Consider the following 25678-nt stretch of genomic DNA (forward strand, 5'->3'; position numbering starts at 1 on the left):
AAAGTTTAATATTGATCGTTTTGTTTGATGTTAGGGTTGGTACTAATAATGTTATTAGGGAATGGGAATAACTCTCTGTATTTCCCTACTCCAGTACCTTGAGAAGCTCCACCTTTAAAAGGCCATAAGTATGTATTCTCTGTAAACTGACCATTTCTAATTAAGTCTGTTCTACGTAATCCTTCCCAGTACAACTCTCTTGCTCTTTCGTCCATTACAAAAGCAACGTCTAAGTCTCCAGAATTAATGTTTCCAGTAGCATCTCCATAAGCTCTCTCTCTTAATTCATTGATTAAGCTTACAGCTGTAGCAGTACTTCCTGCTCCACCTCTTGCCGTTGCTTCTGCATAATTCAAATAAATTTCTGCCAAACGAATTAAAGGCAAATCTGTATCGGTATGATTTCCTGTTGGATCGCTACCTGCAACTCCATTAGAGTCTACATTTTTAAACTTGGCAATTGCATAACCATCTGTAAACTCATTCGCAATGGTAGTAATCTCGTAGTTTTGACCATCACTATGAAACATAGCCCTTGCATCTGCCCAAGCTGTTGGTTCCCCTCCAGTTCTAGTTCCTGTTACCGCTCCATCAAACTTTTCTACCAAACCTTTGGTTGTTCTTAAACCAGACCATCCTCCGTTTACTCCAAATTCAGCAGCATCCATAGAACCTCCAATAGCAGCGTGTACTAAGAAAGTAGTACCTGCCCAAGTTTTACTATTCAATCCGTCAAAGTTTAACGCATAGATAAACTCGTTTTGAGCTCCGTTTGTATGGTTATCTGCTAAGAATAATTCGTCGTAAGCAGAACCATTTCCATTTGCATCGTTGATATTAATAATATATGAAGAGTTGATTACTTGCTCTGAAAAAGTAACACACTCATTGTATTTAGCTTCTCCTGTATATACCTCTGCATTTAAATACAAACGTGATAACAATGCCCAAGCAGCTACTTTGTCTACTCTTCCGTATTCGTTAGCTCCAGAATCTTTTAACAAATCCTGAATCTCTAACAATTCAGCTTCTACAAAATCAAACACTTCCTTTCTAGTATTCTGAAGCGGCAACGCAGTAGAAATTTCTGTTGTAATTGGCACACCTCCATACAAGTCCATTAAATTATAGTAAGCATAAGCTCTAATAAATCTAGCCTCAGCAATAAAATACTGTACCTCATCGCTTCCATTAAATTGCTCAGCATTGCTAATAAATGAGTTACTAAAAGATACTACCTGAGCCAACCTATAGTACAATGCCTCAATTAATGTATTGTTTGCAGACCAGTTCATCTCGTGTAAATCTGGCAATCCTGGGTCTCCCCAACCTACTACAGCTTCATCTGTAGTTAATTCGTTCATGTAAAACAACATTCTAGAAAACTGAGAAGTTCCTTCATCAATCCCATCAATATCTGCTAAACCATCTGGTCCTTTTTGCCCTGTTAATACCAAACTAGCATATACTTTGGCTAAAGCACTCTTTACATTGTCCTCATTTGCAAATACATCTTGCTCTGTAAAACTATCTGGATCTATTGGATTCTGATCTAATTCGTCTGTACAACTAGAAAAAGTCATAGCAGCTACAATTGATGCAATCCATATATATTTATTGTATTTCATCTTTCTAAATTTTAAAAGTTAACATTTAATCCAACCACAAAAGTTCTTGGTCTAGGGTAAACATTGTCGTCTATTCCTAAGTTTACTTCTGGGTCTAAACCGCTATAATCTGTTACTGTTAATACATTCTGTACAGAACCGTACACTCTTACTTTAGTGTCTTTGTAGAATTTAGGAAGACTATACCCTAATGTAACATTATCTATCTTAAAGAAAGAAGCCTCTTCTACATAGTGATCGCTAAATAAGTTTACTTTTTGGAAACCTGTTTGATTGTAACTTGTATGAATGTTATTTAGAATTTCTAAATCCGTTAACTTATCAGAATAACCTTTGCTTGATGCAACATTGTTATACACATAGTTTCCTATACTAGCTCTTGTTACCATGTTAAAGTCAAAGTCCTTATACTTAACTGTGGTATTGAACCCCATTGTTACATCTGCATATGGATCTTTGTACATGTACATATCCTTATCGTTTAACACTCCGTTTCCGTCTCTATCTACATAAGCTCCTTCAATTGGCTTACCAGCAGTATCATAAATTTGCTCAAATACTAAATAGTTAAATGGTGCATATCCTTGTACATGTGTTTGGATTTTGTTCCCTGTACCTCCAGCAATATCTCCTGTAAATTGTTGATCTGGTAATCTTGTAATCTCATTCTTATTGTAAGAAATGTTGTATCCTAAAGAAACACTTAAATCATCGTTAGAAATTGCTTTCCAGTTTACATTAAATTCAACCCCTTTGTTAACCATGTCTCCTAAGTTAGCAGCAATTCTGTTTCCAAAGTTTGTAAATGGATCTACCACCGTATTTGCAATTACATCTCTCGTTTCTTTTCTATACAAGTTAAAAGAACCTTGAATTCTGTGATCTAAGAAAGCATAGTCAATACCTGCGTTGTAAGTTCTACCTATTTCCCACTTTAAATCTTTGTTTACAGGGTCTGGACGGTATGTTTGGTAATACTGATTTCCAAACTGATAGTTGGCAGCAGAAGTACTTCCTGTGTAACGAGTTAAAAACATATAGTCTTTCAATCCGTTTACATTACCTACTTCTCCGTATCCTAATCTTAATTTTAATTCGTTTACAAAATCAACATCTTCCATAAAGTTTTCCTTATGAATATTCCAAGCTGCCGCAAAAGATGAGAAAATTCCCCAACGATCCTCTGGGCTTAATTTGGAAGAAGCATCTGCTCTTAATGTAGCCGTTAATAAGTACTTCCCATCATAGTTATAGTTTGCTCTACCAAAATAAGACAACAATGTACTTCTGTATTTATCAACAAACTCGAAGCTGTTTCCTTCCTCCTCTGCCTCACTATTGTAATCGTACTTTTCAGTTTCGAACTGTTGGAAAGAATATCCTCCAACAACATTCAACCCATGTTTGTTAAAGTCTTTCTTATAGGTTAAATAGAAATCAAACAATTTGTTTTGCGCATTATTTCTAAAAGAAGTTCTAGACCCGTTAAAAGTCTCATCTGAAGTTGGCATACTCGCAGCCGTTACTTTTCTACCATGTACATTTGTAATATCTACACCTGTATTAACGGTTGCAGTAACTTCTGGCAAGAAATGTAACTTGTAATCAATCTTAGCATTCCCAATAAAGTTTCTAACTTCAGAAGTATCATCTACTAAGTTTAACAAAGCAACAGGGTTTGTTGGCACTAAGTTTAACTGGTAACCATTTATTCCTGTCCAAGCATAATATCCATCAAATATTGAGTTTTCATCGCGTACTGGTTGAGTTGGATCAAAATCGTTTGCAGCTCCAATTGCATCTCTGTTTGCAAATGTGTTTTGTGTAAAACTTCCTCTACCATTTAATTCCACTTTTAAGTGATCGTCTAAGAAAGAAGGCATTACATTTACCGATGCTGTAGTTCTTTTAAAGTTATCTGATTTTAAAACACCATCTTGATCGCTATACCCTAAAGAAACTCTTAATGGTGTATTTAATACACTACCTCTAGCACTAAAGTTATGTTGATGACCTATAGCAGTTTGGTAAATTTCATCTTGCCAATTTGTATTTGCATCTCCTAATTTAGCAATGTCGTCTGCACTACCAATAGTGTTTACCAACTCTCTAAATTCATTTGCTCCATAAACCTCTGAATCTTGTGTTGGTGTGTAGATAGAAGTTGCAGCATTGTAAGAAAACTTAAATCCACCTTTTTTACCTTTTTTAGTTGTAATTAAAATAACCCCATTTGCCCCTCTAGATCCGTAGATAGAAGTTGCCGATGCATCTTTTAACACCACCATACTATCAATATCATCTGGGTTAATGGTATTTAAGATATCTCTTGCTCCTCCTAAAGTTTCATCGCTTAATGGCAATCCATCCAATACAATTAAAGGAGAACTAGACAATACCAAAGAACCTGTACCTCTAATTACAATGTTTTGCTTATCTCCTGGTGCACCACTAGACGAAGTAACGGTTACACCTGCTACCTTACCAGTAATTAACTGTTGTGGAGATTGTTGAGGACCTGGGTTAAAAGATTTAGAAGTAACCAAATCTGCAGAACCTGTTAAATCCTCTTTCTTAGAAAAACCATAACCTACACTTAGTGTTACAACTTCTAGACTAGTAACATCTTCTTCTAATTGTATATCTAATTTTCCATTTTCTGGAATAGCAACTGTTTGTGTTTTGTATCCTATATAAGAAATTACAATTGCCTTTGTATTTCCATCAACCAATTTTAAAGTATAGTTTCCTTCAAAATCTGTAACTGTTCCATTGGCTGTTCCATCAACCACAATTGAAACACCTGCTAAAGGCAAATCCATTGCCTTATCTTTTACTATTCCAGAGACACTTTCTTGTGCCATCATTCCCATCGGAATTAGGATAGTAACAAATAATATAATTAACGTTTTTTTCATACTTTTAAGTGTTAGTTTTTGACTTATTTTTTTACATCTCGACGTAAACCTAGAGAAATTTAAAGGCCATGTCAAACGACGAACACTACTATCACGTTTTCGTGTTGATAAGTTTTACTAGAAATTACGAAAAAGCAGTTTTTTTGCCTAATTTTTAAATAAAAAGTTGCTTTTTTAGCATTATGTTTATTTTTACACCCTTACACTAAAAATATGTCAAAAAGAATCACTCTAAAACAGATCGCAAAAGAGCTAAATTTATCTATTTCTACGGTCTCAAAATCCTTAAGAAATAGCCACGAAATTAGTGAGGAAACTAAGAACCTCGTTCAGGCATTTGCAAAGTTTTATAATTACAAGCCCAACAGCATAGCGTTGAATCTTAGGAACAATAAATCCAAGACCATAGGGATTATCATACCAGAAATTACACATTACTTCTTTTCTAATGTAATTGCAGGAATAGACAGCGAGGCTAATAAAAAGGGATACAGAGTAGTGGTTAGCCTTTCTAACGAAACCTTTGATACAGAAGTAATTAACATGGAAACACTTGCCAATGGTAGTGTAGACGGATTTATTATTTCTGTTGCTAAAGAAACCTTATTAAATAAAGACTTTCATCACTTTAACGAGACCATTAACCAAGGAATGCCTATTGTAATGTTCGATAGAGTTACCAATGAAGTTGGATGCGACAAAGTAATTATTGATGACAAGGCAGGTGCAAAAAAAGCAGTAAATAAACTAGTTAGCACCGGGTGTAAGAAAATTGCCATCGTTACAACCGAAGATTATATAACTGTAGGAAAACTAAGAACCGATGGATATAAAGAAGCATTAGAGGAACATGGAATTCCTTTCGATCCAAACCTAGTAATCCGAATTCAAGACCAAGATGGAGACAAAGACGAAGTGGTAAGATTACTAGAACAAGACATTGTAAAACTACTTTACCAGTACAAAGACATAGATGCATTTTTTGCAGTGAACGAACTTTCTGCTATTACCGTAATGAAAACGGCTATGAATATGGAATATAAAGTTCCAGACGATATTTCTATTATAGCGTTTACAGACGGAGTTTTGTCTAAATACTCAATACCAGCAATGACTACGGTAAGTCAGCATGCTTTTGAAATGGGTGTAGCATCGGCTAAACTACTGATTGACAAGATAGAAGAAAATACCAATTCTGAGTTCTTTGTAACCCAAACGATGGATGCAACTTTGATTGAAAGACAGACAACTAAGTAAACTTTTTTTGAAATATTAAAAAATTATTCTACTTTTGTAGAAATATCGAGACTTATTTTTTTACATCTCTCACTAAATTAATAATAAGTCTTGATGAGTCTTCGCACTTATCAGCAATAAAACAATATTGCGATAATGGAAAAACGCACACTTAGTTTAATTGAAATCTGGAACATGAGTTTTGGATTCTTAGGTATTCAAATGGGTTTTGCTTTGCAGAACGCAAATGCCAGTAGAATTCTACAAACTTTTGGAGCAGACATTCATCAATTATCTTGGTTCTGGATTATAGCTCCACTAATGGGTTTACTAGTACAACCTATTGTAGGACACTATAGCGATAGAACTTGGACTAAGCTGGGCCGCAGAAGACCTTACTTCTTAATTGGTGCATTGTTAGCCTCTATAGGGTTAGTCTTAATGCCACAAGCTAATTTATTTATTACCATTTTACCTCCTTTATGGATAGGTGCTGGAATGCTTATGATAATGGATGCATCGTTTAATGTTGCCATGGAACCATTTAGAGCATTGGTAGGAGATAATTTAGGAGATCATCAAAAAACTTTAGGATTTAGTATTCAAACTGTATTGATAGGATTTGGTGCAGTAATAGGTTCCTGGCTACCTTATGCGTTAGCCAATTGGTTTGGACTTACTGCTGTAACCAGTAGCGGTATTCCCCAAAACCTTATTGCATCTTTTATTATAGGAGCTATTGTTTTAATAGCCTCTGTATTAGTAACTGTATTCACTACTAAGGAGTATACTCCAGAAGAGTTAACCTCTTTTACTAGTGATAATGACGTAGAAGAAAAAACAAACGAAGTTTTTGGACTGCAATCTATTCTTACAGATTTTAAGAACATGCCCAAAACAATGAAACAACTATCTGGAGTTCAGTTTTTTTCATGGTTTGGTCTCTTTGGTATGTGGGTATTTACCACACCTGCCATTGCACAACACATATTTAATATAAACGACACACAATCTACACTATATAACGAAGCTGGAGACTGGGTAGGAATCATCTTTGGTGTTTACAACCTAACTTCTGCTATAATAGCCTTTTTCTTAACCTATATTTCTAAAAAAATTGGTCGTAAAGAAACACACGCTATCTCGTTATTTATAGGTGGATTAGGATTAATTTCTATCTTTTTTGCTACTGATAAGTATTTTTTAATTGGTAGTATGATTGCCGTTGGATTTGCTTGGGCTAGTATTCTAAGCATGCCCTACGCAATGCTTGCTGGGGCTATCAACCCAAAAAAGATGGGAGTATACATGGGAATTTTCAACTTTTTTATTGTAATCCCTCAAATCATCAATGCTATTATTGGTGGTCCTATCGTAAAATACCTCTATGGAAATCAGGCTATTTATGCCTTGGTCACTGCAGGTGTGTCCTTTATTATTGCTGCTGTTTTAGCCTTACGTGTTAAAGACGTTTCGTATACAAAACAGTAAGAACTCCACATACATAATCAACAAAACGCTGAATTAACACAGGAAAACTGTGCTTAATTTTAAAAAAGTAAAGAACATGGTCAAAGGATTTATATTCGATTTGGATGGAGTTATTGTGGACACTGCTAAGTACCATTACTTAGCCTGGAAAGAACTTGCCAACTCTATAGATATCGATTTTACAGAAACTCAAAACGAGCAACTAAAGGGAGTTAGCAGAGCAGAATCACTCCAAAGAATTTTAAATTGGGGAAACGTACAACTATCAGAAACGGAATTTAACCGTATGATGAGTGAAAAAAATAAAGTCTATTTAGATTATATAGAGAGAATGGACGAATCTGATATTTTACCCGATGTACCCAGAGTACTCAACTTTCTTAAGAACCACAAACAAGTAATTGCTTTAGGATCTGCAAGTAAAAACGCAAAGTACATCCTCAAAAAATTAGATCTCTTTGATGAATTCCATGTAATAGTAGATGGTACTTCTGTAACAAATCCAAAACCTGACCCAGAAGTTTTTCTAACGGCTGCAGAAAAGTTACACGTATCACCAACAAACTGTTTTGTATTTGAAGATGCAGAAGCAGGAATAGAAGCAGCAAATGCCGCAAACATGGCTCCTATAGGTATAGGAAAGTCGGACACATTAAAAGAAGCTCCGGAGATTTTTAGTGACTTCACTAAAATTTCCAATGCTTACCTAAAGAGCCTAATCTCTAAATAGTACAAAAAATGAATCAAATAAATCACATAGCAAATGAATGGTCCATTATAGAAAATGGTTTTCATCCAGAAACTCAAGAAGCTTTTGAAAGTATTTGCAGTTTAGGGAATGGAGTCATGGGACAAAGGGCCAATTTCGAAGAAGATTATACCGGACAAACTTTTCAAGGTAGTTATATAGCCGGAGTTTATTACCCAGACAAAACTAGAGTTGGTTGGTGGAAAAATGGTTATCCAGAATATTTTGCCAAAGTATTAAATGCTCCCAACTGGATTGGAATTAGAGTATTTGTTGATGGCTTGGCCTTAGACTTAAACACTTGTAAAGAAATTCTTTCGTTTAGAAGAGAATTGAACATGAAAGAAGGGTGGTTTTCTAGAGAGTTCACCGTAACCCTAGAAAACGATTGTGAAATTCAGGTAGAAACAAAGCGTTTTTTAAGTCTAAGTCACAACGAAGCTGGAGTAATATCGTATACCGTTACTCCATTAAATAAGGACATGACCATTAGCTACGAGCCTTATTTAGATGCAGGAATCACCAATCAAGACACTAATTGGGACGATCAGTTTTGGGGAATAACCAATATTACTCAAGAAGAAGATCAATCTTTTATTACCAGCCATACCTTAAAGACAGAATTCCACGTATGTACATATATGGAGTCTAAATTTTTTGTGGATGAAAAAGAAGTTCAAATAGATGCGGAACACGCAAAAACTACAACCTCAGCATCTTCTTCTTATACACAGACTATAAAAAAAGGTTCTGATTATACCATTCATAAATTTGCTGGGTATACAGTAGACAGGTATCACGATAAAAAAGAGTTGATTTCTGCTGCCAAAAACACCTTAAAAAAAGTAGCATTAATTGGTTTTAATGCTTTGCTAGACATCCAAAAAGAAGCATGGCTAGAAATTTGGAAATCGGCTGACATTACTATTGATGGAGATGTAAAAGCGCAACAAGGAATTCGCTTTAATATTTTCCAACTAAATCAAACCTATTCAGGTGCAGATTCTAAATTAAACATAGGACCTAAAGGATTTACAGGTGAAAAATACGGAGGTAGTACTTACTGGGATACGGAAGCCTACTGTTTGCCATTTTATATGGCTACTAAAAATGAAACAGTCGCAAGAAATTTACTAACTTATAGACACAATCATTTAGAGAAAGCTATAGAAAATGCTACAAAATTAGGATTTTCTAATGGAGCTGCTTTGTACCCTATGGTAACCATGAACGGTGAAGAATGCCACAACGAATGGGAAATTACCTTTGAGGAAATCCATAGAAATGGAGCTATTGCTTTTGCCATTAAAAACTATGTTCGTTACACTGGTGATTACTCTTATGTTCCAGAAAAAGGATTAGAAGTATTAATTGGAATTGCTCGTTACTGGCACCAAAGAGTTAGCTTTTCTAAAGACAAAAACCAATACGTTATGTTAGGGGTAACTGGTCCTAATGAATACGAAAACAACATTAACAACAACTGGTACACAAATTACTTAGCTAAATGGTGTATCAACTATGCGTTGGAAAACATCCAAACCGTAAAAGAACAATACGCAGAAGATTATAGTAGAATTCTAGAGATTACTAAAATCTCGTCAAAAGAACTAAGCGATTGGAAAAAAGTAGCAGACAATATCTATTTTCCTTACAGTGAACAATACGGGGTTTACCTACAACAAGACGGATTCTTAGACAAAGAATTTATCTATGCCGATGATTTAGACCCTGCTATTAGGCCTATCAATCAACACTGGTCTTGGGATAAAATTTTAAGATCTCCGTTTATAAAACAAGCAGATGTATTACAAGGATTTTATGTTTTTGAAGATCAATTCACCCAAGAAGAAATTAAAAAACATTTCGATTTTTACGAACCCTTTACAGTTCACGAAAGCTCGTTATCACCTTGTATCCACAGTATTCTAGCTGCAAAATTGGATCAAATGGAGCAGGCTTACCAATTCTACTTAAGAACCTCTCGTTTGGATTTAGACGATTACAACAAAGAAGTTCACGAAGGACTACACATTACCTCTATGGCAGGAACCTGGATGAGTATTGTAGAAGGTTTTGGAGGTATGAGAATAAAAAACAACATGCTTTCTTTTGAGCCAAGAATTCCAAAAGAATGGGAAGGATATACATTTAAAATAAATTTTAGAAACCAAATAGTACACGTACACATAACTCAAGAAAACAATCATTTTACCGTAGATGGAGATACAGATCTAACCATTCTAGTAAACGGTAAAGAAATCATTGCAAAAGCATCACATTAAAAAACATCACATCATGAAAAAACTCATTTTAATAATTAGCGTTTGGCTTTCTATCACTAGCGTGATACAAGCCCAGAAAATATCTTCTCCCAACGGAGCATTTAACATGAATTTTAGTTTACTATCAGACGGTACACCTACCTACGATTTAAACTACAAAGGGCAAGCAGTTGTAAAGCAAAGTAAACTTGGACTGGAATTAAAGAACGACCAACAATCGTTATTAAACAACTTTAAAGTAACCAACACCTCTACTGCAACTTTTGATGAAAATTGGAAGCCTGTTTGGGGAGAAACTGCAGAAATTAGAAATCATTACAACGAATTAGCAGTTACCTTAACCCAAAATAATTCTAACAGATTAATGGTTATCCGTTTTCGATTATTCGATGATGGTTTAGGATTCCGTTACGAGTTCCCTGAGCAAAAGAACCTAACTTACTTTACGCTTAAAGAAGAAAGAACTGAATTTGCCATGACTGGTGACCACACAGCATTTTGGATTCCTGGAGATTACGACACACAAGAATACGATTATACGACTTCTAAATTATCAGAAATTAGAGGTTTGTTTGACAAAGCTTTTACCGCAAACACATCGCAAACCGCTTTTTCTAAAACAGGTGTACAAACTTCTTTAATGATGAAATCTAATGATGGATTGTACATTAATTTACACGAAGCTGCATTGATTAACTATGCTTGTATGCACTTGAATTTAGATGACAAAAACATGGTTTTTCAATCTTGGTTAACACCTGGTGCAAATGGAGACAAAGGTCACCTACAAGCTCCTTGTAACACTCCATGGAGAACAATTATTGCTAGCGACGATGCAAGAGAGGTATTGGCTTCTAAAATGACATTGAACTTAAACGATCCATGTAAAATTGAAGATACATCATGGATTAAGCCCGTAAAATACATTGGGGTATGGTGGGAAATGATTACAGGAAAAAGCTCTTGGTCTTACACCAACGATGTACCAGCGGTTCAATTAGGAAAAACTGATTTTTCTAAAGTAAAACCTAACGGAACACACGCTGCAAACAATGCACATGTTAAAGAATACATAGATTACGCTGCCAAACATGGTTTTGATGCTGTTTTGGTAGAAGGTTGGAACGAAGGATGGGAAGATTGGTTTGGAAAATCTAAAGATTATGTTTTTGATTTTGTAACTCCTTACCCAGATTTTAACGTACAAGAAATTCATGCATACGCTAAGTCTAAAGGAGTAGAAATGATTATGCACCACGAAACTTCTGGTTCTACTCGTAACTACGAACGTCATATGGACAAAGCATATCAGTTTATGAAAGACAACGGATACAACGCTGTAAAAAGTGGATATGTAGGTAGTATTTTACCAAGAGGAGATTTTCATTACAGTCAGTGGACCATTAACCACTACCAATACGCTTTAGAAAAAGCAGCAGATTACAAAATTATGGTAAACGCTCACGAAGCAGTAAGACCTACAGGAATTTGTAGAACGTATCCAAACTTAATTGGAAACGAATCTGCAAGGGGAACAGAATACCAATCTTTTGGAGGAAACAATGCCAATCACGTTACTATTTTACCATTTACACGTTTAATTGGTGGACCTATGGATTATACTCCAGGAATTCTTGAAACGGATATTTCTAAACTAAACCCTAACAATAACAGCCGAGTTAACGCTACTATTGCCAACCAATTGGCGTTATATGTTACCATGTACAGCCCGTTACAAATGGCAGCAGATTTACCAGAAAACTACGATCGTTTCTTAGATGCTTTTCAGTTTATTAAAGACGTAGCAGTTGACTGGAGTAATAGTAAATATTTAGAAGCAGAACCGGGTAGTTACATTACAGTTGCTCGTAAAGACAAAAGCAACAACAACTGGTTTGTTGGTAATGTAAACGGAATGGAAAAAAGAACCTCTAAAATTAAACTGGATTTTCTAGACAAGGGAAAAAAATATATTGCAACTATTTATGCCGATGGTAAGGATGCACATTACAAAACCAATTCTCAATCTTATAAAATCACGAAAAAAACCGTTACTAGTAAAAGTAGCTTAAAGCTAACTTCTGCTATTGGTGGTGGATATGCTATTAGTATTATTGAGAAGAAGTAATCTTTTATTTATTTTAGTTTAAAAAAGGCTATTCCCGATAAGGAATAGCCTTTTGCTTTATAGTTAGTTATAGTACCATAGGAACCTCCATTAAGAGTACATGAGAACTGGTTTTAAGTTCAAAACTCACCTCATCTACCTCTTCTATTCCCAACCCATCTCTACTAATTAAATCTTGATCGCCGGCTAATAAGTCTCCGTAGAGCACAAAAACATAGAGTCCGTTTTCTTTGTTTTTTAGCTGATACGTTGCCTTGGTATTACCCTCGAATTTCCCCATAGAGAAATACGCATCCTGGTGAATCCAAACACCCTCATCATCTGCATTAGGCGATAAGATTTGGTAAAACTCGTTTTGTTTTTCTAGCTCTTTAATAGACAATTGATCATATCTTGGTGTTACATCTTTTTTATTTGGCAACAACCATATTTGTAAAAACTCAACAGGAATATCTGCGTTCTTATTAAACTCACTATGATATACCCCTGTTCCGGCACTCATTACCTGAATATCTCCTTCTTTGATAATTCCATGAGTTCCCATAGAATCTTTATGCTCTAAATCTCCAGATAATGGAATGGAGATAATCTCCATATTGTCATGTGGATGAGTCCCAAAACCTCTACCTCCTACTACTTTGTCATCGTTTAAAACACGTAATATTCCAAAATTCATTCTATCCATATTACGGTACGTTGCAAAGCTAAACGTATGGTGACTGTCTAGCCAGCCATGGTTTGCATGACCTCTAGAACCTGCTCTGTGCAATGTCTTTTTCATTGGAATTTGTATTTAAATTAATAATAGTACTATAGTCGTATTTTTTAGGATTTCTTGCAATTTACTGCCCTATAGGATTTGCCTCAAAAGAAACCAGAGTATCTTCATCCCACTGTGTCTTTACCTCTATAGGATTGCAACACACCTCGCAGTCTTGAATGTAAGTTTCACTAACAGAAAATTCTAAAAGCATACTAATAGCCTCCCAACAACAAGGACAGGTAAATTCTTGTTCCATAAATCTAAATTTACGAAACTATGCTGACTCTAGAAGAACAACGCTTAAAAGTGTTCTATTGAAATTGGGTATAAATTAATTACTCTTCCAGAAATAAGGACTTAACACAATTAACACCGTAAACAACTCCAAACGACCTAATAACATTAAGAACGAACAGAATAGAGTAGCAGCATCACTTAAATGTGCAAAATTATCTACCGGACTTAAAGAACCCAAAGCAGGACCAATATTCCCCAAACAAGAAGCAGCTGCTCCAAATGCCGATAGGAAGTCTAGACCTAAAAAGGTTAAAATAATTGTACTCAAAATAAAAATCAACATGTAGATAATAAAGAAAGAAAGAATGTTGAAGATAATAACTCTTGAAACCCTACTTCCATTGTATCTAACAGAGATAATTGCTTTTGGATGCAATTGTTGTTTTAATTCTAATAAAGAGTTTTTAATCATTACTACATGACGAACAATTTTAACTCCACCACTGGTAGATCCCGCAGAACCTCCAATAAAAAACAAAGAGAACATTAAAGCGGTTGCTAAATAGTTCCACATGGTAAAATCCGCAGAAACAAAACCTGTGGTGGTAATAACACTCACCACCTGAAAAGCAGCATGCCTAAATGCACTCTCTAAGTCTCCAAAAGGCTTAGGATGATCAATCGTTGTTTGTAAAGACGGATCTTGGAACCAAGTAATCAAAATAGTAATGGTTACAGTTACCAGTGCAATAATGGTAAAATACCATCTAAATTCTTCGTCTTTATAAATCTTAGAAGGTTTCCCTTTTAAAGCAAAGTAACTCAATACAAAGTTTGCCCCTGCAATAAACATAAAACCAATAATAATATATTGAATCAATGGATTTCCGTTCCAATGTGCTAAACTTGCATTTTTAGTAGAAAATCCACCAGTACTCAACGTTGCCATGGCATGATTGATCGCATCAAACCAAGACATTCCAGCTATTTTCAACAATAAAAATTCTGTAAACGTCAATCCAAAATAAATCAACCAAAGGCTTTTAGCTGTTTGCGTAATCCTTGGATGTAATTTATCTGTAGAAGGTCCAGGAGCCTCAGCAACAAATAGCTGCATTCCTCCAATTCCTAAAAGTGGTAAAATGGCAACTGTTAATACAATAATCCCCATACCACCAATCCAGTGCGTGGAACTTCTCCAAAACAATACTCCTTTTGGAACGGCTTCAATATCTGTTAAAATAGAAGCTCCGGTTGTAGAATAGCCAGAAATTGTTTCGAAAATGGCATCTGGAAAAGACGTAATTGTCCCAGTAAACAAATACGGCAAACTCCCTGTTAGCGTAAGCATTAGCCAACCTAAAGTAACAATTAAATACCCATCTCTTTTTTGCAGGTTTTTCTCGGCCTTTCTATTAAAAAACCACAATACAAAACCTACAGAGATTGTTAACAATCCTGCGTAAAATATACCTGAACAAACCTCCTCTGAATAAAACCAAGCAACGGGTTCGGTCAATAACATAAAAAAACCATTCATCATGGAAGTAAGCCCCATGAAACTGGCAATGATTTTAAAATTAATCCCTTTCATTGCTTAGTTATTAAATAGTTTTTCTACTTGTGTAATTGCATCTGGTAAACAGAAAACAATTGCTCTATCACCAGGTTCAATGGTAAAATCACCAAAAGTCATATGCGCAACTCCTTGTCTAACAACTCCACCTAAAACAACACTTTCTGGTAAGTCTAAGTCTTTTATTTTCCCTTCGGTAATCTTAGTATTCCTACGCACAAAGAATTCCAACACCTCAGCTTCTACATTGTGTAAGTTTGCCAATGCCAAAACTCTACCCTTACGAACATGCCTAAAGATGGCACTTGCCGCTAATACTTTTTTATTGATTAAGGTATCTACACCAATACTTTGAGATATGTCCATATAGTTCATATTCTCTACCAAAGCAATCGTCTTTTTAACTCCTCTAGATTTGGCTACCAAACTGGTCATGATATTGGTTTCTGAACTTCCAGATACCGCTACAAAAGCATCCATGGTATCTAAAGACTCCTCCTCTAGTAATTCAATATCTCTACCATCTCCATTAATTACTAAGGTCTTTTTCAATTCATCAGACAAATCAAAACATTTTGCTCTGTCTTCTTCAATCATTTTAACTCTTAGGTTATTGCTACAAAAACGCTTTGCAATTTTCTGACCAATACGACCACCTCCTAGCACCATTACATCTTTAACTCCACCAACAACTTCTGGATCAATTAAAGTGTGAATCTTGTAAAGACTTTCTCTAGGAATAGAAAAATACACCTGATCGTTTGGTTCAAAAATAGTATTCCCTCTAGGAATTACAACTTCGTTAGATTCTTCCCTTTTTATGGCAATTACAATAAAATCAAAAGAATATTTCACTTTAATTTCTTGTACCGTTTTACCTACAATTGGTGAATTATCAGACAACTTAGCCCCTAAAACACTTAGTTCTCCTTTTTCAAATTCAAACTTATCGTTAAAAGCAGTTTCCTTTATTAAGATTTCAATCTCATTTGCAGCCAATTCCTCTGGAGAAATCATGTAATCTATACCTACCTCTGCAAAATTAATTTCTTTGGTTTTTAAATATTCTGTATTGGAAATTCTTGCAATGGTTTTTTTAACCCCCAATGATTTTCCAATAGCAGCAATGGTTAAATTAGTATTCTGAGACTCAGTTACAGCCACTAATAAATCAGCTTCACTAATTCCAACCTCCTTTAAAACCTCTATGGATGCTGCATCACCTTTCTTAGTAAACACATCCAAATGACTGTTTAGGTGATTTAATTTTTGCGATTTTGCATCAATTACAAAGATATCGTGTGCCTCCATAGACAACAGCTTTGCTAAGTGATAACCAATTTCTCCTGCTCCTGCAATGATGATTTTCATGACAAAGTATTTGGTACAAATATATTATATTTAGAAGTACAGTCCTCAAAATAAAAAAGCTATGACAAATGAGACAAAATCGTTAACCATTAAACAATGGAACGAAGAAGACAGGCCTAGAGAAAAATTAACATTAAAAGGAACTCAATCCTTGTCCGATGCTGAATTGGTTGCTATTTTAATTGGTTCTGGTAACAGAAATGAATCTGCGGTAGAACTTTCTAAAAAAATACTAACCCACTTTAGCAACAACTTAAATCAACTCGCAAAAGCTACTTTAAACGATCTACAAAAATTTAATGGAATTGGAGAAGCCAAAGCTATTAGCATTGTAACTGCCTTAGAGTTAGGAAAAAGAAGGCGATTAGAAAAAGCTTTGGAAATTCCTAAAATAGGCTGTAGTAAAGATGCCTACGAAATTTTTCAACCCCTTATTGGTGACTTAGCGCATGAAGAGTTTTGGGTTTTACACCTAAACAATAGCAACAAAGTAATAGAAAAACAATTGATTAGCAAAGGTGGATTAACAGGTACTGTGGTAGATATTAGAATTATTTTAAAAAAAGCGTTGGAATTACTTTCTACTGCAATGATTCTAGGGCACAATCATCCTTCTGGAAAGCTAATAGCTAGCAATGCAGACAAACAAATCACTCAGAAAATTAAAAACGCTTGCCAAACCTTAGATATAAAAGTTTTAGACCACCTAATAATCACTCAAAAATCTTATTTTAGCTTTGCAGACGAAGGAACTTTATAACGAATGTCAGACGAACTATTAATATATACTCCTAAAATTACACCGAGAATAAGCTACATTTTTAAGCATATTTTTGTTCGTATTTTAAACATTCCTATCAAATTTACAGCTACTATAGAAGAGTTTGTAGCTTTTGAAGGTTTAAAAATGAGTTATGCAAAAGCTCCACTAGCCAATGAATATTTTATTCAAAGCCACGGTTTATTAATAGAACAAGGAATTCATAATCCAGACATTGTTATTTCTCAATGGGAAAGCACTCCTTGTTTTTTTAGCACAGGCGTAAAATCTAAAATTCCTTTTGATATTTTTTCTGCAAGCTTTTACCTTTTAAGCAGATACGAAGAATACTTACCTTCTGTTTTAGACGAAAACCATTGTTTTCCTGCAGAGGAAAGTATTGCTTTTAAAAACAACTTTTTAGACAAACCTTTGATTGACATTTGGGCTTATAAAATGTTAAAAAGTTTAAAAGAAATACACCCAGAATACCATCACGAACCTAAAAAATACGAGTTCATATCTACCTTTAGTATCAACCAAACCTATCTGTACAAAGGAAAAGGATTGATTCGTAGTCTGTTTGGAGCCTTTAATGATTTTTTTACCTTACAATTATTTCGTTTTTGGACTCGAATGGCAACCTTGTTAACCATTAAAGAAGACCCATACGATACCTACGACCAGATTATTGCCTACCAGAAGAAATACAATGTAAAAACAATTTTCTTCTTTTTACTTTCTAACTACACCACGTACGACAATAATATATCTTACACCAGACGTAGGTACACCCTATTAATTAAATCCATAGCCGACTATGCTAAAGTAGGATTGCTAAACTCTTACTTTACCATGAACGATGAGGAATTGATGAAAAAGGAATGCAAACGACTGGAAAACGTAATTAATACGCCTGTAAAGTACTCTCGTCAGCACTATGGAAGAAATCAGTTGCCCGACACGTATAATAAATTAGTAGATCTTAACATAGAAGAAGATTACACCATGGGCTACCCAAAACACCTTGGATTTAAAGCCAGCACATGTACACCGTTTTACTTTTACGATTTAAATTTTGAAATTCAAGTACCTTTAAAAGTATTCCCAAATGCTTTTAACGACATTGCTTTGCGTTTTGATTTACAACTAAGCCCCAAACAGGCTTTAATGAGGGTAAACCACCTTGCAAACATGGTAAAACAAGTAAACGGAACTTTAATAGGAGTATTTCACAACGACTCTCTATCGGATTTTGGAGAATGGAAATACTGGGGAGATTTTTACGAAAAGGTATTGCAGTCTGTTAAAGAGAACTAAATCTTAGTTACTTTTTATAAATTCTGAATATTCTCTAATATAATCGCTCTCATCAAAGAGTCCCGAATTTATTACCAAACAAATTGAACCACTTGAAAAATTAGACAACTCTCTCCAAACCATCGATTTTATTAATAAACCTCTGGTTGGTTTGTTCATAAAAACTGTTTGTTTCTCTACACCATTGTCTAGCAAAACATCAAAACTTCCGGCAATAGGAATCAACAATTCATACTGTTGTTTGTGAGCATGACCTCCACGGTACGAATCAGAAGGAACATCAAATAAATAATACACCCTTTTTATCTCTAAAGGAAAAACGCCTCCTTCTATAACCGCTAAATTCCCCCTTGGATCTGATATTTTTGGAATGTCTACAATTTCTATATTCTTCATAATACAAAAGTAAATCAATAATTTTTAGGGCTCCTACAATTATTCACCACAATATAATGACTATTTTTTTTACAAAATGATTTACTTTAGACAATGCAAACTTATTTTAAGATGAATAAAAAACCTTTGGTTACTGTAATCTGTTCTTGCTACAATCACCAAGAGTATGTTTGTCAGACTCTAGACTCTGTTACAAAGCAAACCTATCACAATATAGAACTTATTATTGTAGACGACGGTAGCACAGATGAGTCTGTTAAAACAATAGAAAATTGGTTAAAAAACCAACCAACCAAAATTCAGTTCATAAAAAACCAAAAAAACTTAGGCCTTACCAAGTCTTTTAACAATGCTATAAAATATGCATCGGGTGCCTATTTTATAGACCTAGCAGCAGACGATATTTTAACAACTAACTGCATTGAATATTTAGTAAAACCTTTTCTAGAAAATCCTAGTTTGGCTCTAGTATATAGCAATGCAGAAAACATAAACGAACAAAATAAAATTACGTCCACTTTCTTTAATCATGTTCAAGTTTCAAAAATTAAAAAAGCTACCGAGAATAATTTCTATCTAAAATTACTAACAAAATCTGACGTTATTTGTAGCGTTAGTGCTTTACACAAAAGAAGCGTTTTTAATGACTTAAACGGGTACGATGAGGATCTATATTTTGAAGATCTAGATTACTGGCTAAGAGTTACAAAAAAATACCCTATTGCCTTTTTAGATAAAATTCTAGTACAAAAAAGACATCTTGAAAACTCAATGGGAAATGGTTTTTTTAAGAAAAGTAATCATACTAAAAAACTGCACACCAGCTTTTATATTATTCTAAAAAAAGCTTTTAAAATGAATTCTAGCAAAGCAGAATACAAAGCCCTAATGAACAGAATTTACAAACAAAGTAGATGGGCTATTAAAACGGTGAATGTAAAATACTTCTTACTGTATATCCTTTTGTTCTTAAGAACTTTAACAGCACTTATACTTTCTTTGAAAAAAAGTTTTTCCCATAAAAAATAACCACTAAAAACACCGCTCCTACATAACTTAAAAAATACGACAGAACAACATACTTAACATCTTGATATACTTTTAGAAAATAATAACTTAAAGCAATATAAAGGGCATAAAAAAATAATTCCAAAGCAATATATTTTTTTAAATCTCTATCCGCAATCATTTTATATCCAAAAAAAAGGATGAATATTTTAACATAGTCTCCTAAAAGCTGAAACAAAATCAAATCTGCTACCGGATAAAAGTCCCTGCTTAAAATCAAATCAATTATAAAATACCTTAAACTGTACACCCCTACTATTATCATTAAAAATGATAAACCAAAAAATTTAAGATACCCTTTAAACTCTTTTTGCAAGTCAATATCATTTGTTATACTGGCAATTTTTGGTAGATAATACATTCCAATTGTAGAGGTAATTACAAACATATAATACCCCGACAACCTATTTAAAGTCTCCCAATAACCTACCTCATCTACCCCCAACTCACCTCTAATTAGGTTTCTTATATAGATTGTACTAAAAGGCACTACAATAGCAGATATTAAAGTCATTGCAGAAAAACTTAAGAGCTTTTTTAATATATCGGCTTCTAAAAACCTATACGACAACTTAAAGTTAAATTTCTTAAGAAAGAAAAAAGTAATACCTACCACTAAAGACTCTACAACTGCAAAGGATATTAAAACCCCTTTAAGATGATACCAATACAATAAAGACACAGAGATTACAAAACCAACCAACGTAGCTATAATATTTACGATAATTAATCTTTTAAACGCTCCCAAACCATTAAGAACCGCAAGCAATAAGCTATTTATAGAATAAAATGGAACAAAAATGGCGAGCAAAATAACGACACTTTCAAAAATTTCATTTGAACTTATAATAAAACTACTAATTGTGGTAGAAAACAATATAAGCACTAATGAAATTAAGCCACTAAAAAACAATCTACTAAAAAAAGAAGTAGAAATAATCTTGCTTAATGCTTCTAAATCACCTTTGTTCTTACTAACTAACGAAACAACTCCGCTATCAAAACCTAGAGTAGAAATTGTTTTTGTAGAGGTTGTAAAATTTTTAAAATCTCCTATTAAAGCAAAACCTTCCACACCAATAAACAAAGCCTGTAATTTAACCCAAAAAAACATAGCTCCCATTTTCGCAAAAACAGCTAAGCTATTTAGACCAAACACTTTAAATAGTTTATGATTAAAAACTTTCTTCATCTAGCTTTTTTATCACTTTTGCAGGTACACCAGCCACAATAGAATTCTTAAAAACATCTTTTGTAACAATAGCTCCATTTCCAACAACTGAATTTGCACCTATAGTTACTCCTTTTAAAATAGTTACATTATTACCTATAAATACATTTTCTCCTATAGTAACAGAACCTGTTTTCTGTTTACCACTATTCCTCTCTAACGGATTTAATGCATGAAAATCGGAATCTACTATAGTACAATTACAACCAATTAAAGTATTCTTTTTGATATGAATTGTTTCAAAATCAGCAATGATAGAAGTATTATTATTTATAAAAACCCCCTCTTCTATTACAACTTTTGAGTTGCAATTTCTAGCTTCTATATAAATATAGCTATTGTAATAGAACGGTGATGTCTTAACCCCCAAAGAAACTTTCTCTCCTAGTACTATTTCTCCCTGCCCACTAAATAGACATGGTGAATTTAAAACACCTTTCCCTTTTACCCTCTTATTGGTAGAAAGAAGCTGATACTTTATAATTCTAGGCAACTGAAATAAAACATGTAACAATCTTTCTTTCATTAAAACTGGTTTATAATTTTAATAATCTTAGCTACTTCTTCTGCTGTTAAAACAGGACTTATGGGCAAGCTTAACGCCTGCTGGTGTATTTTTTCGGTAATTGGAAAACATTGCTCGTTCCATTCTATATAAGCCTTTTGTTGATGAATAGGCAAGGGATAGTGAATTAATGTTTCTATGCCATTTTCTTTTAAATAAACCTGCAATGCTTCTCTTGTTTCAGTTAAAATTACAAACACATGAAACACATGGTTTTCAGTAGTATTATAAATAGGCAGCTGTATCTTATCATTCTTAATTTCTGATAGATATCTTTTCGCAATTTGCCTTCTACTCTCATTATCCGCATCTAATTGCTGCAACTTAATACTTAAAACCCCTGCTTGGAATTCGTCCAACCTACTGTTAATACCTTTGTGCGAATTGTAATATTTTTTATTAGACCCATAATTAGCTAAAACACGGATTAAATCTGCTAATTCTTTATTATTAGTAGTCACTGCTCCCGCATCTCCCAAAGCTCCTAAATTCTTACCAGGATAAAAACTAAATGCCGTTGCATTGGATAAGTTACCAGCTTTTAATCCATTGGTGTTTTTAGCTCCATGTGCCTGTGCAGCATCTTCAAAAACCAACAAATTATACTGTGTTGCAACACATTGGATTGCTTCCATATTAGCTAACTGGCCGTACAAATGCACTGCAAAAACAGCTTTGGTCTTAGATGTAATTTTTTCTTCTATTTTAGCTACATTTATATTAAAAGTAGTTAAATCTGGCTCCACCAACACCGGGGTTAAACCCACTTCGCTTATTGCCAAAACAGTAGCTATATATGTATTTGCAGGCACAATTACCTCATCTCCTAAATTGATATTTCCTAATGCTATAGATGCTTTTAAAATTAGTTTAATTGCATCAAAACCATTGGCTACACCTACACAATATTTTGTTCCACAATACGCAGCAAATTCTTTTTCGAATTTAGTAACTTGAGTTCCGTTGACATACCATCCGGAATCTAAAAAGGACTTATAATTCTCTTGAAACTCCTTTTTAAACCGCTGATTTATCTTCTGTAAGTCTAAAAATTTTATCATAGCAGCACCTCGTTTAGCAATTGGTAATTCTTGGTAGCCACACGGTAAAAATCTTGTGTAACCGTTCTGGCTCCAAAACTCTCTTTCCAATATTGCAATCCTGTATTTACTTTTTTTCCTTGTTCTTCGTTACTAATCCCAAAATCGAAATAGTCTTTTTCTTTAAAAATTTCTCTAATGATATAATCATGAAGAAAATCTAAACTCCCCAACTCATTCTTTTCTGTATTTCCAGAAATGTACTGCGAATGTGCCACTCTTTCCATTTCGAAAATAGTCGTTCCCGCTACAATTCTCCCTTCTTTATACACATTAAATTGTCTAATATTTTTTGGAAAAAGACGCTTTAACAACGTAATTTCTTCTAAAGAATGTACAGGCCTAGCTGCGTGTTTTTGCTGTAAATTCGGAATTAAAATTTCGTTCCAAAAAGCATCAAAAGTAGCTTCTTCTCTAACCTCTAATTCGTTTTTAATCCCTCTTTTAACCCCTGCTTTTCTATCTCTAGAAAAAAACAATGCTTTGGCTAATGCTACAACAGACAACCCGTCTCTTCGTATCAAACTAGCCTTACACAAAAACAACAAGTGTAACATTTCATCGCTAGGATATTGTGCGTATATACTAGGTATTTCCTTTAGTTCTACACTTGTAATACCAATATTGTAAAAATGCTTTAACAAAGCTTTAAACACCAACAAACTGGTTTGGTATTTCTCATTTTTATTTAGAATTAAACCTCCATAGGTTAACCCCTGATGAGAATAAACTGTATTCTCTTTTACGTTGGCCGGAAACAAAGAAACCAATTTATCGTTTAAATAAATCAACACAGAAGCATCGGTAAATCGGTCTGAATGGTACTCCATAAAGTCTCTATGAAACAAAAACGTTCCATTTTTAGAAGTCGCTACAAAAGCGTTCCATTCTTCTTTTTTATCCGATGTATACTTTACTACTTGTATGTGCTCCAAACTATTCATACTTGTCTCCCCAACGATCTTTCATTATTCTTCTAAATTCATTTTCTCTTGCATTTACTCCAGGTTTGTAAAAAGAGGTTCCTACCAACTCATCGGGTAAAAACTCCTGATCTACAAAATTCCCCTCATAGGCATGTGCATATTTGTAATCCTTACCATAATCTAAATCTTTCATTAGCTTTGTAGGAGCATTTCTTAAATGCAAAGGAACCGATAAATCTCCCGTTTGCTTTACCATTCGTATTGCTTGATTAATGGCTTCGTAACTGGCATTACTTTTGGCAGAATTTGCCAAATAAATAGCACACTGACTCAATAAAATTCGTGCTTCGGGATAACCAATAGTTGTTACTGCCTGAAAAGTATTGGTAGCCATAATTAAAGCGGTAGGGTTTGCATTCCCAATATCTTCGGATGCAGAAATTAACATCCTACGTGCTATAAATTTCACATCCTCTCCACCCTCTATCATTCTAGCCAACCAATACACCGCTCCATTAGGATCGGAACCACGAATTGATTTTATAAAAGCCGATATAATATCGTAGTGCTGTTCTCCTGTTTTATCGTAACGCACCACGTTTCTTTGGACTTTTTTCAAGACCAAATCATTGGTAATCTCTACACCTTCTTCTTCAGAGTTCACAATCAACTCAAAAACATTTAAGAGTTTTCTAGCATCTCCACTAGAAACTCGCAACAATGCATCTATCTCTTTTAGTTTTACTTTTTTAACCGCAATATCTTCATCCTCTTTCATGGCTCTATGCAGCAAAGCTTCCATATCCGCCTTATCAAAAGGATTTAAAATATACACCTGACATCTAGACAACAAAGCGGGAATTACTTCAAAACTTGGATTTTCTGTGGTAGCACCAATCAACGTAACCCAACCTTTTTCTACCGCACCTAATAAGGAATCTTGTTGCGATTTGCTAAAACGATGAATCTCGTCTATAAACAATATAGGATTCTTTGTGGTAAACAATCCTCCACTTTGCTTGGCTTTGTCTATTACCTCACGCACATCTTTTACTCCAGCATTAATAGCACTTAGGGTAAAAAAAGGTCTTTTGGAAGTCTCTGCAATAATATTTGCCAAAGTTGTTTTTCCAATACCGGGGGGGCCCCATAAAATTAAAGAAGGAATTAATCCTTTTTGAATATGCTGAGTAAGCACACCCGTTTCTCCAACCAAGTGTTGTTGACTGATATAATCTTCTAAAGTTTTGGGACGTATTCGTTCTGCCAAAGGTGGTTTCATACAGTAAAGATACTAATTGATTATTGACTATTTGATATTGTTTATTTTCAAATACGTTGAGTTGTGTAAACACCTAAACCAATAAACGACTCAACAAATAAGCATCCTAAATATGGTTATGAGCTTAAAATCTATTAATTTTGACTTTTCAATTTTGAATATCAAACATATGGCAACTCAAAAAATAAAATTAAACTGGAAAGAGGGTGTGCATTTTGAATCTGAAGGACCAGGTGGAAATGTATTAATTGACGGATCTGAAGAAGTAGGTGGACAGGGAAAAGGGCTACGTCCTAAAGCATTGATGTTGTCTGCTCTAGCAGGTTGTTCTGGTATAGACATTGCTTCTCTATTTAAAAAAATGAGAGTAGCTGTAGATACTTTTAACATTGATGTTGAAGCTGAATTAACAGAAGAGCATCCTAAATTTTACCACAAAGTTTGGGTTACGTTTAATTTTTACGGAACAGATTTAGACAAAAAGAAGATAGAAAAAGCAGTAAACTTATCGGTAGATAAATACTGTGGTGTGATGGAAATGTTTAGACAATTTGCAAAAGTTGAAACTTCTATTCAATACCACGAAAACTAACATCTCGACTGGACTCGATGCCCTTTTTACAGGTATTCGAACTAATTACGACATTTC

General features: G+C 34.3%; 21 protein-coding genes. 9 read left to right on the forward strand and 12 right to left on the reverse strand.

The window, feature by feature from the left end; all coding sequences use genetic code 11:
• Window positions 1-5: 5 nt before the first annotated feature.
• Both ACXHHC_RS09780 and ACXHHC_RS09785 read right to left on the reverse strand, forming a co-directional pair.
• Complete coding sequence (locus ACXHHC_RS09780; RefSeq protein WP_458226189.1) at window positions 6-1628, reverse strand: RagB/SusD family nutrient uptake outer membrane protein; 1623 nt, start codon at window positions 1626-1628, stop codon at window positions 6-8.
• Between the two features lie 11 nt (window positions 1629-1639).
• Window positions 1640-4546 carry a SusC/RagA family TonB-linked outer membrane protein gene (locus ACXHHC_RS09785; protein WP_458226190.1) on the reverse strand — a complete coding sequence of 969 codons (2907 nt, stop codon included), beginning with the start codon at window positions 4544-4546 and terminating at the stop codon, window positions 1640-1642.
• Between the two features lie 213 nt (window positions 4547-4759).
• Here ACXHHC_RS09785 and ACXHHC_RS09790 point away from each other — a divergent pair, with 213 nt between their 5' ends.
• From ACXHHC_RS09790 to ACXHHC_RS09810, 5 genes are all read left to right on the forward strand, one after another.
• Window positions 4760-5803, forward strand: coding sequence for a LacI family DNA-binding transcriptional regulator (locus ACXHHC_RS09790; protein ID WP_458226191.1), 1044 nt, complete (start codon window positions 4760-4762; stop codon window positions 5801-5803).
• A gap of 135 nt (window positions 5804-5938) precedes the next feature.
• Entirely contained in the window at window positions 5939-7273 is a 1335-nt protein-coding gene (locus ACXHHC_RS09795) for an MFS transporter (RefSeq protein WP_458226192.1), read from the forward strand.
• Window positions 7274-7349: 76 nt separating this feature from the next.
• Complete coding sequence (gene pgmB, locus ACXHHC_RS09800; protein WP_458226193.1) at window positions 7350-8003, forward strand: beta-phosphoglucomutase; 654 nt, start codon at window positions 7350-7352, stop codon at window positions 8001-8003.
• Between the two features lie 8 nt (window positions 8004-8011).
• Window positions 8012-10306 carry a family 65 glycosyl hydrolase domain-containing protein gene (locus ACXHHC_RS09805; RefSeq protein WP_458226194.1) on the forward strand — a complete coding sequence of 765 codons (2295 nt, stop codon included), beginning with the start codon at window positions 8012-8014 and terminating at the stop codon, window positions 10304-10306.
• Between the two features lie 13 nt (window positions 10307-10319).
• Window positions 10320-12434: a glycoside hydrolase family 97 protein gene (locus tag ACXHHC_RS09810; RefSeq protein WP_458226195.1), complete on the forward strand. Its 2115-nt coding sequence runs from the start codon at window positions 10320-10322 to the stop codon at window positions 12432-12434.
• A gap of 67 nt (window positions 12435-12501) precedes the next feature.
• Here ACXHHC_RS09810 and ACXHHC_RS09815 read toward each other — a convergent pair whose 3' ends face one another.
• The 4 genes from ACXHHC_RS09815 to trkA form a co-directional block, all read right to left on the reverse strand.
• Window positions 12502-13215, reverse strand: a complete 714-nt coding sequence (locus ACXHHC_RS09815; protein ID WP_458226196.1) for a pirin family protein — start codon at window positions 13213-13215, stop codon at window positions 12502-12504.
• A 61-nt stretch (window positions 13216-13276) separates the two neighbouring features.
• Window positions 13277-13453 carry a CPXCG motif-containing cysteine-rich protein gene (locus ACXHHC_RS09820; protein ID WP_458226197.1) on the reverse strand — a complete coding sequence of 59 codons (177 nt, stop codon included), beginning with the start codon at window positions 13451-13453 and terminating at the stop codon, window positions 13277-13279.
• Between the two features lie 75 nt (window positions 13454-13528).
• Window positions 13529-15028, reverse strand: a complete 1500-nt coding sequence (locus tag ACXHHC_RS09825; RefSeq protein ID WP_458226198.1) for a TrkH family potassium uptake protein — start codon at window positions 15026-15028, stop codon at window positions 13529-13531.
• A 3-nt stretch (window positions 15029-15031) separates the two neighbouring features.
• Window positions 15032-16381 (reverse strand): Trk system potassium transporter TrkA, encoded by a 1350-nt coding sequence (trkA, locus tag ACXHHC_RS09830; protein ID WP_458226199.1) that lies wholly within the window; start codon window positions 16379-16381, stop codon window positions 15032-15034.
• A 61-nt stretch (window positions 16382-16442) separates the two neighbouring features.
• Between trkA and radC the strand changes: the two genes are divergently transcribed.
• Together radC and ACXHHC_RS09840 are read left to right on the forward strand one after the other, a co-directional pair.
• Window positions 16443-17141, forward strand: a complete 699-nt coding sequence (gene radC, locus ACXHHC_RS09835; protein WP_458226200.1) for a RadC family protein — start codon at window positions 16443-16445, stop codon at window positions 17139-17141.
• Window positions 17142-17144: 3 nt separating this feature from the next.
• Entirely contained in the window at window positions 17145-18461 is a 1317-nt protein-coding gene (locus ACXHHC_RS09840) for a polysaccharide deacetylase family protein (protein WP_458226201.1), read from the forward strand.
• Window positions 18462-18464: 3 nt separating this feature from the next.
• Here ACXHHC_RS09840 and ACXHHC_RS09845 read toward each other — a convergent pair whose 3' ends face one another.
• On the reverse strand, window positions 18465-18857 hold the full coding sequence (locus ACXHHC_RS09845; RefSeq protein WP_458226202.1) for a sugar 3,4-ketoisomerase: 393 nt from the start codon (window positions 18855-18857) through the stop codon (window positions 18465-18467).
• 111 nt (window positions 18858-18968) lie between these two features.
• Here ACXHHC_RS09845 and ACXHHC_RS09850 point away from each other — a divergent pair, with 111 nt between their 5' ends.
• Window positions 18969-19886 carry a glycosyltransferase family 2 protein gene (locus tag ACXHHC_RS09850; RefSeq protein WP_458226203.1) on the forward strand — a complete coding sequence of 306 codons (918 nt, stop codon included), beginning with the start codon at window positions 18969-18971 and terminating at the stop codon, window positions 19884-19886.
• Here the strand turns inward: ACXHHC_RS09850 and ACXHHC_RS09855 are convergent.
• Genes ACXHHC_RS09855 through ACXHHC_RS09875 form a run of 5 tightly spaced genes read right to left on the reverse strand, consistent with a single transcriptional unit; the run spans window position 19846 to window position 25029 of the window.
• The gene (locus tag ACXHHC_RS09855) at window positions 19846-21117 is read right to left on the reverse strand and encodes an O-antigen translocase (RefSeq protein ID WP_458226204.1); all 1272 of its coding nucleotides are present in this window, start codon (window positions 21115-21117) and stop codon (window positions 19846-19848) included. The two genes, ACXHHC_RS09850 and ACXHHC_RS09855, sit on opposite strands and share 41 nt — an antisense overlap.
• A complete protein-coding gene (locus ACXHHC_RS09860) occupies window positions 21101-21682 on the reverse strand; it encodes an acyltransferase (RefSeq protein WP_458226205.1) in 582 nt (193 codons plus the stop codon). The genes ACXHHC_RS09855 and ACXHHC_RS09860 overlap by 17 nt, the downstream gene beginning before the upstream one ends.
• Window positions 21682-22782 (reverse strand): DegT/DnrJ/EryC1/StrS family aminotransferase, encoded by a 1101-nt coding sequence (locus tag ACXHHC_RS09865; RefSeq protein ID WP_458226206.1) that lies wholly within the window; start codon window positions 22780-22782, stop codon window positions 21682-21684. Before ACXHHC_RS09865 ends, ACXHHC_RS09860 begins: the two co-directional genes overlap by 1 nt.
• Window positions 22779-23765: a GNAT family N-acetyltransferase gene (locus tag ACXHHC_RS09870; RefSeq protein ID WP_458226207.1), complete on the reverse strand. Its 987-nt coding sequence runs from the start codon at window positions 23763-23765 to the stop codon at window positions 22779-22781. The genes ACXHHC_RS09865 and ACXHHC_RS09870 overlap by 4 nt, the downstream gene beginning before the upstream one ends.
• A complete protein-coding gene (locus ACXHHC_RS09875; RefSeq protein WP_458226208.1) occupies window positions 23758-25029 on the reverse strand; it encodes a replication-associated recombination protein A in 1272 nt (423 codons plus the stop codon). The genes ACXHHC_RS09870 and ACXHHC_RS09875 overlap by 8 nt, the downstream gene beginning before the upstream one ends.
• Before the next feature lie 169 nt (window positions 25030-25198).
• Between ACXHHC_RS09875 and ACXHHC_RS09880 the strand changes: the two genes are divergently transcribed.
• Entirely contained in the window at window positions 25199-25621 is a 423-nt protein-coding gene (locus tag ACXHHC_RS09880; RefSeq protein ID WP_458226209.1) for an OsmC family protein, read from the forward strand.
• Window positions 25622-25678 lie beyond the last annotated feature (57 nt).

The organism is Wenyingzhuangia sp. IMCC45574, assembly GCF_054182685.1.